Origin of the sequence: Segatella copri, assembly GCF_009494395.1 — a bacterium.
In the GTDB taxonomy this organism is placed as follows: domain Bacteria; phylum Bacteroidota; class Bacteroidia; order Bacteroidales; family Bacteroidaceae; genus Prevotella.
In genome coordinates this window covers 105,806-125,848 of the sequence record NZ_VZCB01000099.1, presented here as the reverse complement: position 1 = coordinate 125,848, position 20,043 = coordinate 105,806, and the positions used below count along the sequence as shown (strand labels likewise).

Below are 20,043 nucleotides of genomic sequence, written 5' to 3'. Positions count from 1 at the left end.
GTAAATTGCTCATTTTTAGCTATTCTGAATGTTTTGGCAGAATTTTTCGGAAAAAACTGCTATCTTTGCACCGGAATACGAAAGTAGCCTAAAAGATAAGAAATTACAAGAATAAACAATATAAAAACAATCACAACAATGAAACAAGAAAAGGCAACCTAGAGCAAGCCTCTTGCTTTCCTCCCCATCAAGATGTATGGGCAAAGGATGAACCAGAGAGCGATTATCCGTTTGGAATCTCCTCCAAATGACGAGAGCATCTTCGAAAAAGAAGTGTTTGAAGATGAACTGCTCGACAGGCAGAGGAAACGCCAAACTGTTTTAACCAACTAACAAAAAGTTTATGAACATCAAAAGTAGAGAAAAGTTGCTTGCTGGCGTAGCTGCCCTGAGTTTTCTCGGCATCTCTCCTCAGCAAACTTTCGCAGCCCAGATCACAACGAGCCAGGCTGTTCAACAAGCAAAGAAGATTACAGGTAATGTTACCGATGAAATGGGTCCTATCATCGGTGCTACCGTAAAAGTTAAGGGCACCAAAAATGCCGTTGTCACAGATATGGACGGTAACTACACGCTGAATGTAGCTGCCGGACAGACCGTTGAAGTATCCTACGTAGGATACATCGCCAAATCATTCAAGGTGGGCGGTCAGAACAAATACAACATTACTTTGACCGAAGACAACAACAGTCTTCAGGAAGTAGTGGTTGTAGGTTATGGTACCATGAAGAAGAGCGACCTCGCCGGTGCTTCCGCTTCTATGGACGAAAAGACATTGAAACAGACTCCTATTACCAACTTTGACCAGGCTTTCCAGGGAAAGATTTCAGGTGTGAACGCTGTCCAGACTTCCGGCCAGCCAGGTTCTGCCGTAGCCGTTAGCGTGCGTGGTATCGCTACTATCAACGCCAACTCAGAGCCATTGTACGTTGTAGATGGTGTCATCTTCAATTCTCAGAGCAACAGCGGTTCATCACTCGGTTTGGGTGACAAGCTCGGTAATGGTTCTCACTCAGCCGTATCTCCATTGTCTTTGATCAACCCTAGCGATATCGTCAGCATGGAGGTATTGAAGGATGCTTCTGCTACCGCTATTTATGGTGCACAGGGTGCCAATGGTGTCGTTTTGATTACCACCAAGAAGGGTAAGGCTGGCGAAGCTAAGTTTACCTATACTGGTAGCGTAGCTGCAAGCCGTCAGAACAAGCGTCTGGATATCATGAACTTGCGCGAGTTTGCAGAATAATACAACGACCTCGCCAACCAGGGAGAAATCTCCAAGCCAGACCCAGTATATAGCGACCCTTCTATCCTCGGTATCGGTACCAACTGGCAGGATGCTATCTTCCAGACCGCTTGGCAGCAGTCACACCAGATAGCCGCAGAGGGTGGTACTGATAAGGTAAACTACTATATCTCAGGCAACTGGACAGACCAGGACGGTACCATCATCGGTTCTGAATTCCAGCGCTACTCTATGCGCGTAAACCTCTCTGCACAGTTGAAGAAATGGTTCAAGCTCGGACTGAATGCTACCTATTCAAAGACATCAGAGAGCTTGAAACTGGCAGACGGTGAAGAAGGTTTGATCAACTACTCATTGACTACACCTCCAGATATCCAGATTTACAATATTGATGGCGGCTACTCAAGCGTATCTAAGGAAGGATTCACCAATCCTAACCCTATCGCCATGGCTATGAAAGACGATATTCTGCTCGACCGTCAGAGCTTAAACGGTAGTGTCTTTGCAGATATCACCCTGATGAAGGGCTTGACCTGGCACAGCCAGTTAGGTTTCGATATCGGTGCATCCAAAGGTGAGACCTATAATCCGATGATTGACCTCGGAACCTGGAAGCGTCAGAGCAACCAAAGCCGTCTGCAGAAGAACAGCAATACCTTCTGGTCATTGAACAACTATCTGCAATATACAACCAACCTCGGCAAACATAGCATCACTGCCATGCTCGGACAGGAATGCTGGGAATCAAGATATGATTATACATCAGTATTCAATACCAACCTTCCTAACGATGTAGTTCACAATCCAGCTTTGGGTCAGGGTGATCCTCAGATTGGTGCAGGTTGGGGAAGTTCTTCCATGGCTTCCTTCTTCACCCGTGAGACTTACAACTACGACGACCGTTATCTCGCTACCTATACCTATCGTTATGATGGTAGTTCCAACTTCGGTCCTAACAACCGTTGGGCAGGTTTCCACTCATTGGCTTTGGGTTGGCGTTTCACCAACGAGAAGTTCATGAAGGACATCAAGTGGCTGAGTAATGGTAAGCTGCGCCTCGGTTGGGGTCAGACAGGTAACTCCAATATCGGAGGCTACAAGTGGGGTTCTGCCATGAGCACCATGGATACAGCCCTGGGGACCAGCTTCCGTCCTGCCAATCTGAAGAACCTCGATATCAAGTGGGAGACTCAGGAGCAGTGGAACGTAGGTCTTGACCTCGGTTTCTTCAACAGCCGTGTGAACCTGACCGTAGACTGGTACAAGAAGATGAGTAAGGACATGCTGATGCAGCTCAACCTGCCTTCCATCATGGGTACCAGCGGTAATGCATCTTCAGCCCTCGCTGCACCATACGGAAACTATGGCGACATCGAGAATACCGGTCTTGAGATTGCCCTCAACACCCACCCTATCGTCACCAAGGACTTCGACTGGAGTTCAGACGTCACCATCTCTATCAACAAGAACAAGTTGAAGAGTCTTTCCGGCAGTACCGCATTGCTCGGTAAGGGACAGTGGAGCGACGTTGTTTCCCGTTCTGCACCAGGTGAATCACTCTACAACTTCTACGGTTACGTAGTAGAGGGAGTATATAAGGATTACAACGATATCATCAGTTCTCCAGTACAGACCCTGCAGAAGAACAACCCAATCTCTGTAACAACAGATGCAGATGGCACCAAGCACTATGCATGGATTGACGATCCATCTAAGTTCAGCCGCAGCAACACCACCTATGTAGGTGACTTGAAGTACAAGGATATCAACGGCGATGGTATCATCGACGAGAATGATAAGACCAACATCGGTTCTCCACTCCCTAAGTGGACCTTCGGATGGAACAATACCTTCCGCTACAAGAACTTCGACCTGAATATCTTCATCAATGGTTCTGTAGGCGCCAAGGTAGCCAACTATCTGAACATGAAGATGACTCACATGAACTCTCCATGGAGCAACCAGTTGAAAGATGTCAACAAGCGAGTTCACCTCGTAGCCAAGGATGGTAACCAGACAGGTAATTGGTATGACAACATCTCTAATCTGACCGTTGACAATCCAAACTCAATGTACCCACGTGCATCCATCAACGACCCTAACGATAACGACGCATTCAGCGACCGTTATATCGAGGATGGTTCATACCTCCGCTTGAAGAGCATGGCTCTGGGATACACATTCGACCAGAAGCTCATCCAGAAGATTGGTCTGACCAATCTCCGACTGACTCTCACAGCGTCTAACCTCTTTACCATCACCGGTTACAGCGGTTACGACCCAGAGGTAGGTCTCTCTACTCAGAGTGCGAATGTATATGGTCTGGACTTCGGTCGCTACCCTTCTCCAACCACCGTTACATTTGGTTTGAACTTATCATTCTAATATCCAAAACGAACAGTTATGAAATTTAAGAATATTAAATATACAGCATTTGTAATGCTCCTCGGTATGGGAATGACCTCTTGCGGTGACTTCCTTGACAAGCCGGTAGAGGACAATTACAACACAGAGAACTATTACAACGGTGATGCTTCCTGCATCTCTGGCGTAAACTATCTCTACAACTCACCTTGGTATGACTTCCAGCGTGGTTTCATCAAGATTGGTGAGGTTATGTCAGGTAATATGTACTGGGGATCAAGTCCTTACATGAACTTCAGTACCAACGGTACCGATGAGGACCTGGTGAACATGTCTTACACTCTCTGGGCAGAGATTGGTCACTGCAGTACCGTTTACGAATCATTGAAGAACGCCATCAACACCTCAGAAAAGGTAAAAAACCAGTGCATGGGCGAGTGTCTTGCCTGGAAGGCGATGGCATACTTCTACCTGGTACGTACCTTCGGTGATGTGCCTATCATCCACAGCAACTCAGAGACACTTGGCAAGGGTGACTACAACCAGTTGAGCAAGGTAGAAAAGGCTGATGTATATGAGTATATCATCATGACCTTGGAAAAAGCGATGGAACTTCTTCCTAAGGAAAAGAGCACTACAGGCCGTATCGACTACTATAGTGCAGAAGGTTTGCTCAGTAAGGTTTATCTGACCAAGGCTGGTGTTTCAGGCACCCTGAACCAGGAAGATTTGAAGAAAGCTGCCGAATATTCAAAGGATGTCATCGAGAACTCAGGCAGAGGATTGATGGAGCACTACGAAGATATCTTCCGTGGCTCAAACCAGTTCTGCGACGAGATTTTGATAGCATGGCGCTGGACAGTAGGTTCTCAGTGGACTTCTCAGAATACCCTCCAGAGCGACCTGGCTCCAGAAGGTTTCGACGAGAATGGTGACTGCTGGGGCGGTTGGGGCGGTCCATCCGTTGACTTAATGGAAGCCTTCGGTGTATCTCCTAAGGATGATCCTAGCAGTCGTATAGATCCTGACCACCGCCGCAAGGCAACTATCATGATGCCAGGCGATGTATATTCATACTTCTGGAGAGACCACGATCTTCCAGCCAATGCACAGAAGGATGGTTTGAAGAAGGGATTCTCTTATCTGGATTTCTGGTATAACAAGGATTACAATACAGCAGCTACCGGTCAGTGCCAGGGTCCTTGCGGCGGAAACAACGTAAAGCATCTCTATGGCGACAACGCAGACCACAAGGCTGAGTTGGGCATCACGCCAGGCCGTATGTCAAATGCTCTCCCTACTCCGCTCCTCCGTCTTTCAGACATCTATCTGATTTATGCAGAGGCACAGGTACAGATGGGTAACAATACCGATGCACTTGCCCTGGATTGCTTCAACAAGGTTCGTGGCCGTGCATACGAGTGGCAGGGATTCGTAAGAAAGACCTCTCTTACATTCGATGACATCTGGAAGGAGCGTCGCCTGGAGTTTGCCGGTGAAGGCGACCGCTGGTACGACTATGTACGCCGTGCATACTACGATGTAGATAGCTGCATCAAGGAATTGAAGGCACAGCACCGCAATGCTATGTGGAATTGCGATGCAGTTTACAAGGCATACTACAACAATGGCACATGGGACAGCTCTGAGATGCAGTATGATGAGAATACACCAGCACCTAACGTAACAGCCAACAGCTTTACTTTGCCATTCCCAACAGAGGATGTAGCCCTGAACCCTAACCTGGGTAGCAATGCTACTCCAATCCATGTAGATGTACGTAACACATATAGTTATTAATCAATTAAGAGAATTTCATTATGAATATCAAGAATATAAATGGGGCTTTATTCGCCATGGCACTTGTTGCAGCCAGCGCAGGATTCACTTCTTGCGAGGACGAGCCAGACAAGTATGAAGTTGCAGGCGGAACTCCTACCATCGATTATGTTCGCCCTGTGGATGCTGCCAGCAAGGACTCACTGCTTACTGGTGCATCTCTCAACAATACCATCTGTATTGTGGGTAGAAACCTGAAAAGTGTGACCAAGATCAACTTCAACGACCAGGCAGCAGTCCTGAACACCAGTTACATGACGGACAACACCATAATCGTAACCGTGCCAAAGGCTATCCCTAACGAGGTAAGTGATAAGATCTACTTCATCACCAGCAAGCAGGACACCGTGGCATACGATTTCAAGACCATCGTGCCAGCTCCAACCATCAACAGCATGAGCAACGAGTGGGCAGCTCCAGGCGAAGAAGTAACCATCAAGGGCGACTACTTCCTGGATTACGACAACAGTCATCTGACTATCAAGGTGGGTGATAACTACACCATTCCTTACGAGGACCTGAAGATCAGCCAGAACAGCATCAAGTTCAATATACCAGAAGATATGCCTAAGCATGAGCCTATCTACATCACTACCATCAATGGTACAACCAAGGCAGGCTTCCGCTATATGGACAACCGCGGTATGCTCTTCGACTTTGATACTCCTTGGAAGGAAGGTGGAGATGTATTGGGCAACAATGGTTGGCACAATCGTACCATCACATCCGATGGCACATCACTCTCAGGCAACTACATGGTTCTCGGTGAGACAGCCATGGGCGCAGATGGTGGCTGGAACGACGGTAACTTCTCATTCGAGTACTGGCCAGGAAGCTGGCAGGACCCAGAGACCTATTCCAGCCGTCCACGTATGCAGGATCTTGCAGACTTCAGCGACTGGAAGAACATGAGTCTGAAGTTTGAGATGTGCATACCAAAGGACAACGGTTGGTCGGCTGCTCCTATGCAGATTTACTTCGGTAGCGTCAGCCAGGTTTCCAATGGTGCGGCAGGTGTACAGGATATCTATGGTAACGTATTGGCAGGAGCCAACAACACCTTCTTCCACGACCAAGGTAAACTGGCACGTGCCCTCTACATGCCTTGGCAGAATACAGACGACAAGACATATAACACTGAGGATAAGTGGGTAACCGTTACCATCCCATTGACAGACTTCGTCTATGACTACGATGGTAACAAGGGATTGAGCTATACAGGTGTGAACGACTTCAGTGCCTTCAACATCTTTGTTGTCAAGGGTGCATACAATGATGCCAGCGTATTGCCTACCGGTGTGGACTGTAATCCAATCATCAAGATTGACAACATCCGTGTGGTTCCAAACAAATAAACTTATAATCTGAATTGATATGAAAAAGATAAGTAAAATATTCGCAATGTTGGTGGTAGTCCTCGCAGGACTATCGCTGACAGCGTGTAACGAAGGAGATGACCTCTCTACCGACCAGTATGGTAACGAGATTTCTCTCCAGTCATTCGGTCCATGCCCAGTTCTTCGTGGCGGTACCTTATATCTCTATGGTACCAATCTGGACCAGATTGAGTCTGTCAACCTTCCAGGTGCAGATCCTATCACCGCATACGAGATTCTCCAGAGCGGTTACAACAGCAAGATTTCCATCCAGGTTCCTGCCGAGAAATGCGAACCGGGTCAAATTGTCCTGAAGACCAAGAAGGGCGGCGAGATTACATCCGTATCTCCTATCACCTATCGTGAGGACATCGAAATCACCAAGTTCTTCGTAGGTAGCGAAGGTAATATGGTAGGTAATGTAGGCGACGTAGTAACCATCAAGGGTGATTACCTCAACCTGATGCACGGCGTTATCTTCGAAGGTAGCGATACCATCAAGGAGGCAGAATTTGAAAGCCACGACCGCTATACCATCCAGGTGAAGATTCCGGCAGAGGCTCGTACAGGTGTCATCACATTGACAGACGCCACCAAGGACGGTACTTCCCTGGAGACCAAGGAAGAGTTGACCATCAATACTCCAGAAGCTACTCCTATCAAGGACCGCAACATCAAGGCAGGCGAAATTCTCAGCATCAAGGGATCTTCATTCGACCAGATTGTCAGCGTGAAGTTTGAGGGCGCTACTGTAAATGCAGCCGACTTCAAGTCACAGAGCGTAGCAGAGATTACTGTTGCTGTTCCAGCCAAGGCTACAGACGGTACCTTCTATGTAGTAACCAAGAGCGGTATCGAGGTTCCTGTAGGCAACATCATCACCGTAGTTCCTACCCAGCTCGTTGCCACTCCTAACCCAGTGAAGAATGGTGCAGAACTCACCATTACCGGTAAGGATATGGATCTGATTACAGGCATCGCATTCCCTAATGCAGCTACATCTCAGCTCAACAAGGTAGAGACAACCAAGGTAACTTCTACTGTTCCTGAGGATGCACAGGAAGGCGATATCACATTGAGTCTCGCCAACGGCAAGACTGTAACAGTAGCCTATACTTTGGTGAAGCCAACCGTAGCTTCTTGCACACCAGCAGCTATCACAGCTGGTGAGAAGACCATCATCAAGGGTACAGACCTCGACCTCGTATCTAGCATCACCTTCCCTGGCGATGTAGAGCAGACCGTAGAGGTTAAGGGAACAGCCAATACCCTCGGAGTAACCGTTCCTGCAGCTTGCGCCGGTACAGGCTTCAAGCTCAACCTGAAGAATGGTACAACCATTGAGGTGAAGGATATGCTGACCATCAAGGCTGCTACCGATCCAGCTATCGCAAGCATCAATCCTGGTGAAGCTGTCGCAGGTTCAAACATTACCATCACAGGTAAGAACTTCCAGAACATCCAGAACATCTATATCGGTTCTTACAAGGTAAACCGCTATACATCTCGTACCAATACTGAGATTGTATGCCAGGTTCCTGCCAATGCTGAAGCTGGTACCTACAAGATCGTGATGGAAGACCCAGACGGCAACAAGATTGAAGGTCCTGAGTTCAAGGTGGTTCCTGCAGAAAAGGATATCGCTACTATCACAAACAACATGGACAACAGCGCCATCAAGTATCCATACAACTTCACTTGGGATGACACCGGTCGTTTCCGCATCATGAAGGCAGACCTCATCAAGTTGGGTGTCAAGGTTGGTTCCAAGATGCTCTTCTATAAGGAAGCAGGAGCTACCGGACAGGTTCAGATCAACAACGCCAACTGGGGCGGTATTGATACTGTAGCCGACTGGAATGGTGACCAGAACTGTGTTGTGAAGGTATTCGATGCAGCCATGATGGAAGCAGTAAACAGTATCTCTGACGGCTGGAGTGATACAGCCTTCATTCTCCAGGGTGACATGAAGAATGTAACCAAGATTGCCATCCTTCCATAGGATATGGAATATTTAACATAAAAAACGCATTTATGTGAAATATAATTTGTAAATTTGTGGCGTAGTTATATTAACTGCGCCACATTTTTGATTTTAACCAAAACATCAACCCGATATGAAGAAAATAGCATTATCCTTACTGGTAGCTCTGAGCTGCATCTCAGCCAAAGCTGCCGACGGCAAGTCGCTGTTTGTATCATTCAACGATGGAAGCAAGGTAGAGTTTGCATTGAGCACGCTACCGGAAGTAACCTTCGGGAATGACAAGATGACCGTGACTTCCACTGCCACTACCGCCAGTTACGAACTGTGGAAGGTTTCTACCTTCACCTACGGTACCACTACGGGCATCCAGCAAATTGAAACCAACAGTAAGTTTGCCTTCGAAGGCGACCGCATCATCGTGGATGGAACCCACAACAAGGTGAGTGCCTTCGCTCTCGACGGAAAGGCAGTAAGCCTCTCTCCTATTCTCGCCGGCGACAAGACTATCATCCCACTGGATGAACTGACCCACGGCGTATACATTATCAAAATCAATAACAAATCCATAAAAGTAGCAAGACAATGAAAAAACTATTACTCTCACTCCTGGCAGTAATGATTTCATTCACTGCCTTGGCACAGACTAAGGGAGACAAGTTGACCATCAACATGAGAAACGGAACATCGCAAGTCTGGGATCTGACAGCAGACGGCAAGACTCCTGTTTCTAAAATCACTCATACTGCAGACGGAAAGGTAGGATTCGTGATGACGGGAATGGAAGAATACGGTGCCTTCGAAACCTACGATATCAACGACATCAACAACATCTCCTTCTCTATCTATCACGAAAGCGAAATGGGCGATGTAAATCTCGCTGACCCTTCAGCTACAGAAAAGACCAAGCGTCTCTACAAATATCTGCAGCTGAATTATGGCAGCAAGACCATCTCTTCGGTCATCGCCAACGTCAACTGGAACACCAAGGAAGCTGATAGAATCTATAAGGCAACAGGCAAATATCCTGCCATGAACTGCTATGACTTCATCCATATCTATGTTCCTAAGCAGGGTTCCAACGGATGGATCAACTATAACGACATCACGCCTGTCACCAACTGGGCAGACCAGGGTGGACTGGTATCGCTGATGTGGCACTTTAACGTGCCTAAGACAGAAAGCACAGTTCCGGGAACAGATGGTAGCGGTGTGACCTGCACCCCATCCGAAACCACCTTCAAGGCTGCCAACGTATTGACGGCAGGCACTTGGGAGAACAAATGGTTCTATCAGGAAATGGATAAGGTGGTGGAAGTTCTGCAGAAGTTGCAGGATGCAGGCGTTGTTGCCATTTGGCGTCCTTTCCATGAGGCAGCCGGCAATGCCTGTCTGAAATCAGGTGCCAGCTGGGGCAAGTCCTGGTTCTGGTGGGGATATGATGGTGCTGAAACCTACAAGAAACTTTGGCAGACCATGTTTGATTACTTCCAGAGCAAGGGAATCCACAACCTGATTTGGACTTGGACCACACAGAACTACAATGGTGATGCCAATACCTATAACAATGATGCCGACTGGTATCCAGGCGATAAGTATGTAGATATCATCGGTCGCGACCTCTACGGTTATGATGCTACCAAGCAGGCACAGGAGTTCAAGGAGATTCAGGCACGCTATCCAGGCAAGCTCGTAGCCCTGGCAGAATGTGGTACTGATGCCAACAGCAACACGACTACAGCCGGCATTGATGAGGCATGGAACGCAGGTGCAAAATGGAGTTTCTTCATGCCTTGGTATGGAAGCAACATGCCATCCAACGACTGGTGGAAGGCAGCATTGAGCAGCAAGAACGTGATTACCCGCGACCAGGTGAACCTGAATGCAAACTATGTAGAGGAAAGTGCAGTAGATGCAGTGAAGAACATGGGCATCGGTACCAACTTCGGCAACTGCACAGATGTAGTTGCCATGTGGATGAACATGAACAGCAACTCGGTTACTGATTTCGAGAAAGCTTGGGGACAGGTTCCTACCACCAAACCGATGGTAGATTTCCTGAAGCAGAACGGTTTTAATTCCGTCCGCATCCCTGTTACCTGGTTCCAGCACATGAAGGAAGACGGAACCGTGGATGAAGCCTGGATGAACAGAATACAGGAAATCGTAGATTACGTCATTGATAACGGAATGTACTGCATCCTGAATGTTCACCATGATACAGGTGCAGACGATGAGGATGTGAAGCACTGGATCAAGGCTGATGAAGCCAACTATAACGAGAACAAGGAGAAGTTTGAATATCTCTGGACTCAGATTGCCACCCGTTTCAAGAACTACGACCAGCACCTGGTGTTCGAAGGTTACAACGAGATGCTTGATGCCGACAACACCTGGAATGCACCAAAGAGCGCAAGCAGCTATAAGGGTTTGAACGGATATGCCCAGAGTTTCGTGAATGCAGTACGTGCTACCGGTGGCAACAACGAGACCCGCAACCTCATCATCAATACCTATGCTGCAGCTAATGGTGACGACGTATTGAACAACCTCGCCATCCCTACCGACAAGGTGGATGGTCATATCGCCATAGAAGTTCACACCTATGGTCCTTGGGACTGGTTTGCCAAAGGCAAGTGGGATGCTTCCTGCAGCAAGGAAATCGCTGATATGTTCACCCGTCTGAACAGAAAGTTCATCAGCAAGGGCATTCCTTGCATCATCGGTGAATACGGTACTCACGGAAGCAAGAGCGTCAGCAAGAACAGTTCTGCCAGCGAGATTCAGGCTGCTGCCGACCAGGCTGCCGACATCGTGAAGCAGGCAAAGGCTTACGGTGTAGCCACCTTCTACTGGATGAGCATCTTCGACGGTACAGACAGAAGTGTTCCACAGTGGACCTTGCCTACCGTGGTAGAAGCCATGAAGAAGGCTTATAACGAATAAAAAAAGAAGATGAGAATCAAATATTTATTATTGATTTTTGCAGCACTCATGGCTCTCTCATCCTGCGGTGAAAAGAAAAAGAAATCGTATGATGAGATTGCCATGAGCGGTCTTACTACCCGCACAGAGAATCTGAAAACCAACCTCAAGGCTTTCGCCAACAAGGGAACCCTCATCGGACAGATGTACGGCACCCTAAGCGGAATGGGTTGGAACAGATGGGAATGCGATAGCGACCGCTGCGACATGAAGGCACTCTGCGGTTACCGACCAGCAGCCAACGGTTATGAACTGGACGGCATCGAGAGCGGAAAGCAGCAGAATGCAGATGGAGTACCATTCAAGGCAATCCGGGAAGATGTGCTCAATCACTTCCGCAAGGGAGGCTTGCTCATCATGAACTGGACGATGCCGAACTACAACGGAGATGAAGACAAACTGGAAGAATACACCCAGCAAGTGGCAAAATATCTTGATACCTTGCAAGATGGTTACGGCATCAAGGCTCCGGTGATTCTCAATCTCCTTCCGATAGACGGCAAGGCATGGTACTGTCAGTTGAGTGCGGAAGATTACAGTAAGCTTTATCAGAAGATACAGGACTGCTTATCAGATGAGGAAGTAACGAATGTGGTTTACGGTTATTCGGAGACCTACCAGCCAGGCAAGAAACTGATGGAACGTTATCCAGACCACAATATTGATGTCATCAACATCACTTATCTCCAGTCTAAGGATACCATCAATCTCCCACTCTACCAGAAGAGCCTCAAGGACATCGTGGCTCAGGCTTTGCCTTTTGCACAAGAGCACAACAATGCGTTTGGTATGACAACGGGCATTGAATCCATCGGTGATTCCAGCCTCTTCGCTGATATACTCCTGCCGGAACTTAAACAGCATCATATCGCTTACCTGATGTTCGGCAGAAACGCAGGAGAACCTATCAATGAGCATTACTACACTCCTTATCCTGGAGTTTCCAATAGTAAGACCCATGGTTTCATGGAGTTGGTAAACGATGAAGTGAGTGTGTTCCTGGAAAAGCTGAACGGCTTGTATCTGGAACATTAAGACGTAAAACAACTGAAAAACAAACGCAGGCAAAGTGGATTTGCCTGCGTTTATTTTTTCCTCACGATGGGTCTGAAAATGCGTCCCGACGCAGCAGTTACTACGTCGAGGACGTAGGATTTCCTACATCGGGACGTAAGAAGCGCTACGTCGGGACGTAATTTAAAGGGCTAGGTTGCATCCCGCAACCTAGCCCCTTGACTTAAACCAATTATTAAACTAAGAGTAAATAAAAACACTCTCTATTACTGAACAAACTTTTATCCATTCTTAATAACAACGCCCTTATAAGAAGCGTCAACCTGCTGACCAGCAAGACTATATGTCTGAGAGCCCCGGATATCATGGTTTGGGATAGATTTTGTGATAAGTTTCCATACCTATCTCAGCTCCATCCATTACACCTTTAAATATATAAGAGTCAGAGACTACTTCCTTGGCACGGTTGAAGAGCGTCATGTGAGGAAGAGGCTGCACATTGATGTCCCAAACGTAGGGAATGAGACCAGCCTTCAGCATCTCGGCAGTAACGGAACTGTACCATGACATCATACTTTCATCATGCAGTTTCTGATTTCCCCCATAGAGGGAAGCATCCTTGCGGTTGGCACCGTATTCACCAATGACAACAGGATAACCCTTGTCCACGAACTTCTTCTTCATCTTCATCACCTGGTTGGTAATATGCTGATAGGCATCCACATTCTTATTGTCATACCAGATGGTATTGACGGTACGCCCCTGATCGTCAGCAGGCGCATGTCCCTTCCAGTAGAGTGCCACCTTGCCCCAATCGGCATCCTTGTCCATCAGGGTGAAGATATATGGATCATAGAAATGTACCTCTGCCATCAACCGGTTCTTTGCCGAATCCTTGAGACGGGCAATATCATAGGTATCCTTCTCAGCCAGATCTATCTCCGTCTTCGGACACTGCATGATGAGTACACGTTTGGCATTCTTGCCACCGGTAGAACGAACGGCATCCAGGAACACCTGCTCATATTCAAGGAGTCTGTCGGCAAACTCCTTGCTGTCGGGAGCCAGCATTTCACCCTTTGCCAGTGGACTGCCCCCACCTACTCCAGGTTCATTCAATGCTGCAAAGAGTAGGCGCTGATCATAGTCCTTAAACTGTTTGGCAATATTGACCCACAATTTGCGATACATCTCCTTATGTTCTGAAACATTCGCCAGATTGGTAAAAGCATCATGCTCCATCCAACCACCATCCCAATGTTCGTTGATGATGACACAGAGTCCTGCATTGAGACCGTAATCCACAATCTCCTTGATACGAAGCATCCAAGCAGGGTCTATCGTCATCTTCTCCTTGTCTACAATATGACCAGCCACCCAAGAGGTAGGAATGCGAAGACTGTTGAATCCCTGCTTCTTCAAGCTCCGGATATAACTTTCCGATGTCTTGTCATTCTGCCATGAAGTCTCCGACTTCAAGCCGGCGTTGTTGGTAAAGATATCATTCCAATTACAAGCCTCCATCGTATTACCAAGGTTGACGCCTGGCGCCATATAATGCGCCAACTGGCTTGCAGTAAGTTCCATCTTCGTCATACGTCTATCAGCAGGTGCCACTTGTGCACTAGCCCATGCAAACTGGGCAGCTGCCGCCAAAATCATAACTATTTTTTTCATGTTAATTATATAAATTGTTATAGTTCTATGTAGTTATGGTGCAAAGATAAAGAAAAAACGGCTATAGCTATGTAGTGTTTTGTTAAACTGATACGTACATAATGTTACAAGGACATATTTTTGTCTTTTGGGGGAAAGAATATGTTACACACAAAAAAGGCGCACACCAGAGAAAGACTCTCCGACATGCGCCCGGAACACTTATGCTAAACCCAAAAACTTCACATAACTTTCTTTATTTAACAGGCCAAGCGGCTGCCTTCACAGCCTCCTGAATACCCTCCAACATATTGGCATTGCTGACTGATGCCTGGCACGGTTGAAGATGGTCATACTTGGGAATCTACCCAGTCGGTATCAAGCAAATCGCCATTGGCATCATAGACACTCTTGTACTTACTCCAGTCGTAGGCGTTCTTACCCGAGTTGATGGCAGCACCCGTCACCAGCTTTTTCTTCACTGCCATTCTGTTACTCTTTCCGAAGAGAATGAAAGGCAATCAGCCCCTTCATTGGGGCTCTTAATATGAGAGCAATCTTCAGGTGATGTTCATCTTCCATCACGTTTCTGAGAGGCGATTCGAAATAGTGGGCAATGCTTCCCACAAACCCTACTTCCTGATTTTCGCCCAAAGAAGCATCCCAAGCTTTCACTCCCGACGTCAACCTGCTGATGTCCTCAACGCTAGCCTTCACATAATCAATATAAGGAACTAGATTGTTACGGTAAAACAAGTCAAAGCTACTTAATATCATCCGGTAGAGCGCCATGGCTTCGTTCAGCTCATCGCTACCGTTTTCATGTTTCTCTCCCTCGGCTATCTGCTGGGAAATGAAAGGACAGATAGAAGCCAGAAAGCGATTGGCTAAAGGCTCTTTATATACCTTATTAATAATAGTAGGGTAATCAAGTCCTGACCATGCCAGATATTTCTCCTTGAGAGAAGCAGGAAGTGTTCCCTTGAAGATACCATTCAGAAACAGCTTACCCAATACAGCTCCACTACCTTCATCCCCCAGGATGTAACCAAGCGGCGGAGTATTCATAACGATGTTCTTTCCATCATAAAGACAACTGTTGGCACCTGTACCCAAGATACAGGCAATACCCGGTTTATCACCAAACAGAGCACGAGCAGCACCCAACATATCACCTTCCACTTCTACCCTAGCTTCCGGGAAAGACTGCTGCAACAAGGACTGCATACGAGGTTTCATCGCCTCAGTTACACCACTGCCATAAAAGAACACTTCCTGAGGCTGCTCGTTCAACACTAGTTTATCACAGAGAATCTGCAATATATCAGCATCACTCTGATGAATCGGATTGATGCCTTGAGTATTACAAGTCATCAACACATCCCCCTGGTCACTTATCAATGCCCAATCGGTCTTGGTACTACCACTATCTGCTATCAGTTTCATCTTCGACTATTCTATTAATCAATACTATTTCTTCCTTAGAACATTCATCCAAGTAACGTCTAAGACACTGCAAATTTACAGAATTTCATTGAAATATCATCATAATAAATTGAAAAAGATACGCCCCAAAGGATAATATCTCAAAAAAGGTTCATGAATCTTTGCTTTTCTCTTCTTTTTTTAATAACTTTGCAGTCAATAACAATAAAACATGTATAATTATGGCAACATTCATAGCAGGACCATGCGTCATCGAGTCGATGGAACTACTGGACACAGTAGCTCAGGAACTCGTTCGCATCAACCAGAAGTTAGGAACCGACATTATATTCAAAGCATCATTTGACAAGGCAAACCGAACCAGCATCCACTCTTTCCGTGGTCCTGGTATGGAAAAGGGTCTACAGATGCTCAGCGATATCAAGTCAAAGTATGGACTTCGCATCACCACAGATATTCATGAGAGTTATCAGGCTGAGGCTGTAGGCAAAGTATGCGATATTCTCCAGATACCAGCCTTCCTCTGCCGACAGACCGATCTTTTGGTTTCAGCTGCTAAAACGGGTAAGATTGTCAACATCAAGAAGGCACAGTTCCTGAGCGGAAGAGATATGAAATATCCTGTAGAAAAAGCCTTGGACAGCGGTGCCAAGGAAGTATGGCTCACCGAGCGCGGCAACTGCTTCGGCTACAATAATCTCGTAGTAGACTTCCGCAACATTCCAGACATGAAGGAGATTGTTCCTAATGTCATCATGGACTGCACTCACAGTGTGCAGCGACCAAGCGCTGGCGATGGCAAAACCGTGGGCGACCGCAAGTTCGTACCAGCCATGGCCATGGCAGCCAAGGCATTCGGCGCAACCGGTTACTTCTTTGAGGTACACCCAGACCCTGATCAGGGAAAAAGTGACGCTGCCAATATGCTGGAATTAGACAAGCTGGAGGCTCTCATTGCAGATTTGCTCGCTTAACAAAGTATATTAATTAACTTGTCTAAGTATATTAGTTTACTTGTCTAAGTATATTAGTTTACTTGTCTAAGTATATCAGTTCCATTCAATAAAGAACATTTATTTTAGAAAATAATGAATCACAAGATAAACGATATTGACAACATGACAGTCCGCTCGTATGGAGAGCAAGCCCTTCGTGATGAAGCTCAAGCCATACTCGATCAAATTTCCTATATGGATAGTAATTTTGAGAAGGCAGTAGATATGATGTATCATTGCGAAGGAAAGATTATCGTAACCGGTGTAGGCAAAAGTGGACACATAGGTGCCAAGATTGCAGCTACTCTGGCATCAACAGGTACACCTGCTTTCTATATCAATCCTCTGGATGTATATCACGGTGATTTAGGCGTAATGACAGATAAAGACGTAGTTCTGGCACTGAGCAACAGTGGCCAGACCGATGAGTTGCTTCGCTTCATTCCAATGGTACTCCACATGAATGTTCCAATTATTTCGATTACGGGAAATCCAAATTCCCTGTTGGCGAAATATTCCAACCACCATATCACAGTAAAGGTAAAGAAGGAAGCTTGTCCGCTGAACCTTGCTCCAACCAGCAGTACCACTGCGGCTTTGGCGATGGGAGATGCCTTGGCAATAGCCCTGATGCAGGTACGCCACTTCAAGCCGCGCGACTTTGCACAGTTCCATCCTGGTGGCGAATTAGGTAAGCGCCTCCTGACTACCGCAGAAGATGTGATGCGCAGCGACGATATGCCAATCATCCCTAAGGAGATGCACCTAGGCGAGGCTATCATCCACGTCAGCAAGGGCAAACTGGGATTGGGAATCTCGCTTGATGAAGACAATCGTGTCATCGGATTGATTACTGATGGCGATATCCGCCGTGCCATGGAGAAATGGCAGGCTGAGTTCTTCAACAAGACGGTGAACGACATCATGACCACCACTCCTAAGATGGTGACTCCGAAGACCAAGATTTCGGAAATTCAGCGCATTATGCATAAGTACAAGGTACATACAGTACTCGTAGTAGATAAGGATAATCATTTGAAAGGCATCGTTGATCACTATGCCTGCATGGTGTGATTTTAATTAATAATTTATAATTAATAATTTATAGCAAATAGATTATTAGTAGTTGACATGAGACTCAGAGAGATAATAACAACGATAACACTGATGCTTGTCAGTTCGCTGTGCAGCGCACAGACCAGCGATTCATTGATAGTCAACCAGCTTCGTGGGAAAGGTGTGAGTTTTTCTCACGATAATTCTGTTACGCTCCTGATGAGCGGACAGGAGAAATTTGATGATATGTTTCAGGCAATCCGTCAAGCCAAACACAGCATTCATCTGGAATACTTCAACTTCCGCAACGACAGCATCGCCTCCCTACTCTTCGACCTCCTGGCTGAGAAGGTAAAGGAAGGCGTCAAGGTAAGAGCCTTGTATGACGGATTCGGGAACTCATCCAACAACAAGCCGTTGCGCAAACGGCATCTCAAGAAAATACGTGCCAATGGCATTGAAATATATGAATACAAGCCGGTTAAGTTTCCATGGGTACATGCCATCTTCAACCGTGATCACCGTAAAATCGTGGTCATTGATGGACAGATTGCCTATACAGGAGGTATGAACGTTGCCGACTATTATATCAATGGTACAGAAGTAGTAGGCGAATGGCATGACATGCACTGCCGCATTGATGGTAGCGAGGTGAATACCCTGCAAAAGATATTCCTCAAGATGTGGAACAAGGTGAGTGGTCAGCATATTGACGGCGATGAGTATTACCGCAAGGAGAAAAAAGATTATCTGGTAGAGAATCTCAAGCCCGACACCACTGCTACCGCCTATCATAAAACGGTAGGCATCATTAACCGTGAGCCCCATATCACCAAGGATATCATCCGCTATTTCTATGTGAATGCCATCAATGATGCCCAGGATAGCATCAAGCTCATCAGTCCTTACTTCACCCTAAGCCACAAACTGAAGAAAGCACTGAAGAATGCAGTAAAAAGAGGCGTAAAGGTAGAAATCATGCTCTCTACCAAGAGCGATATTCCATTGACTCCAGATTGCGGTTTCTATAATGCCCATAAACTGATGAAGGCAGGTTGCCATGTATGGATGTACACACCAGGCTTCCATCATACCAAGATTATCATGGTAGATGGAAAGTTCTGTACGGTTGGCAGCGCCAATCTCAATGCCAGAAGCCTTAGATGGGATTACGAAGAGAATGCTGTAATTGTAGACCCTTACACTACAGACCAGCTGGTAAAGCTCTTCGATGGAGAGAAGAAAGACAGTTTCCTGCTCAACGAGAAGAACTGGAGAGAATGGCGCACGGGGTGGCAGAGATTCAAGGGATGGTTTGCAGCCACCTTCCTGACCCCTTTCCTATAAAATTATAAAAAAAAGAAGATATAATGAATGAAGAAATGATGAAAGTAATGGCTGGGAAATCAATGCCCGAACTAGCCATTGTAGATAATAATACGCTGGCAGCATTGGGACTGAAAAGTCTGCTGGAAAGCGCTATTCCGATGGTAAGAATCAAAACCTTCGGTACATTCGGTGAATTTGAATCGAGTGTATCCGAGCGGTTTATGCACTATTTTGTAGCAATGCCTATTGTATTAGCGCATCGCAACTTCTTCATTGACGAAAAGCATCGTCACCATACCATCGTACTGACTCCCAGTTTCGATCCCAATTCGCAACTGCAAGGTTTCCACTGTATCTGTACCAACGTACCTGAAACGCAACTGATCAAGGAACTGATGAGTCTGCAACATTCAGGTCACCCCCATGGTGAACATATTCCGATGATGGGCGACTCATCTCCAAAAGAAAAAGTGTTGACTGATAGAGAAATCGAAGTTCTGTCCCTGATAGCACAAGGCAAAATCAACAAAGAAATTGCCGATCAGCTCTGCATCGGACTCACTACCGTGATTACTCACCGCAAGAATATCCAGGAAAAATTAGGAATTAAAAGCGTTTCGTCACTCACCATCTATGCCGTAATGCATGGATATGTGGACATCAACAGGATTTAAACGGGTCTGTTTATCCCCAATAATGGTGATACCCGGTTATAGCATACCTACATATAGTGATAATGCCTTCCCCGCAAGC

General features: G+C 46.5%; 13 protein-coding genes and 1 pseudogene. 11 read left to right on the top strand and 3 right to left on the bottom strand.

Features of this window, described 5'->3' with window-relative positions; translation table 11 throughout:
• The first annotated feature begins 343 nt into the window (after positions 1-343).
• The 7 genes and pseudogenes from F7D73_RS14695 (at position 344) to F7D73_RS14665 (ending at position 12,829) form a co-directional block, all read left to right on the top strand.
• Positions 344-3,631: pseudogene (locus F7D73_RS14695) on the top strand (SusC/RagA family TonB-linked outer membrane protein).
• A gap of 18 nt (positions 3,632-3,649) precedes the next feature.
• Entirely contained in the window at positions 3,650-5,410 is a 1,761-nt protein-coding gene (locus tag F7D73_RS14690; RefSeq protein WP_153125900.1) for a RagB/SusD family nutrient uptake outer membrane protein, read from the top strand.
• Positions 5,411-5,430: 20 nt separating this feature from the next.
• A complete protein-coding gene (locus F7D73_RS14685; RefSeq protein WP_153125898.1) occupies positions 5,431-6,804 on the top strand; it encodes a glycan-binding surface protein in 1,374 nt (457 codons plus the stop codon).
• Between the two features lie 19 nt (positions 6,805-6,823).
• Entirely contained in the window at positions 6,824-8,827 is a 2,004-nt protein-coding gene (locus F7D73_RS14680) for an IPT/TIG domain-containing protein (RefSeq protein ID WP_153125896.1), read from the top strand.
• A gap of 115 nt (positions 8,828-8,942) precedes the next feature.
• Entirely contained in the window at positions 8,943-9,398 is a 456-nt protein-coding gene (locus tag F7D73_RS14675; RefSeq protein ID WP_153125894.1) for a T9SS C-terminal target domain-containing protein, read from the top strand.
• Entirely contained in the window at positions 9,395-11,755 is a 2,361-nt protein-coding gene (locus F7D73_RS14670; RefSeq protein WP_153125892.1) for a cellulase family glycosylhydrolase, read from the top strand. Before F7D73_RS14675 ends, F7D73_RS14670 begins: the two co-directional genes overlap by 4 nt.
• 9 nt (positions 11,756-11,764) lie before the next feature.
• A complete protein-coding gene (locus F7D73_RS14665; RefSeq protein WP_153125890.1) occupies positions 11,765-12,829 on the top strand; it encodes a hypothetical protein in 1,065 nt (354 codons plus the stop codon).
• 342 nt (positions 12,830-13,171) lie between these two features.
• On the opposite strand, the gene F7D73_RS14660 is transcribed toward F7D73_RS14665, so the two are convergent.
• From F7D73_RS14660 to F7D73_RS14650, 3 genes are all read right to left on the bottom strand, one after another.
• On the bottom strand, positions 13,172-14,485 hold the full coding sequence (locus tag F7D73_RS14660; RefSeq protein WP_153125888.1) for a glycoside hydrolase family 5 protein: 1,314 nt from the start codon (positions 14,483-14,485) through the stop codon (positions 13,172-13,174).
• Between the two features lie 329 nt (positions 14,486-14,814).
• Positions 14,815-14,952, bottom strand: a complete 138-nt coding sequence (locus tag F7D73_RS14655) for a hypothetical protein (RefSeq protein WP_153125886.1) — start codon at positions 14,950-14,952, stop codon at positions 14,815-14,817.
• Positions 14,953-14,956: 4 nt separating this feature from the next.
• Positions 14,957-15,910 (bottom strand): ATPase, encoded by a 954-nt coding sequence (locus F7D73_RS14650; RefSeq protein ID WP_153125884.1) that lies wholly within the window; start codon positions 15,908-15,910, stop codon positions 14,957-14,959.
• Positions 15,911-16,131: 221 nt separating this feature from the next.
• Between F7D73_RS14650 and kdsA the strand changes: the two genes are divergently transcribed.
• The 4 genes from kdsA (at position 16,132) to F7D73_RS14630 (ending at position 19,964) form a co-directional block, all read left to right on the top strand.
• On the top strand, positions 16,132-16,884 hold the full coding sequence (gene kdsA / locus F7D73_RS14645; protein ID WP_153125882.1) for a 3-deoxy-8-phosphooctulonate synthase: 753 nt from the start codon (positions 16,132-16,134) through the stop codon (positions 16,882-16,884).
• 114 nt (positions 16,885-16,998) lie between these two features.
• Positions 16,999-17,979 (top strand): KpsF/GutQ family sugar-phosphate isomerase, encoded by a 981-nt coding sequence (locus F7D73_RS14640; RefSeq protein ID WP_153125880.1) that lies wholly within the window; start codon positions 16,999-17,001, stop codon positions 17,977-17,979.
• Positions 17,980-18,036: 57 nt separating this feature from the next.
• Entirely contained in the window at positions 18,037-19,308 is a 1,272-nt protein-coding gene (cls, locus tag F7D73_RS14635) for a cardiolipin synthase (protein ID WP_153125878.1), read from the top strand.
• 47 nt (positions 19,309-19,355) lie between these two features.
• Complete coding sequence (locus F7D73_RS14630; protein ID WP_228117762.1) at positions 19,356-19,964, top strand: response regulator transcription factor; 609 nt, start codon at positions 19,356-19,358, stop codon at positions 19,962-19,964.
• The last annotated feature ends 79 nt before the right edge of the window (positions 19,965-20,043 follow it).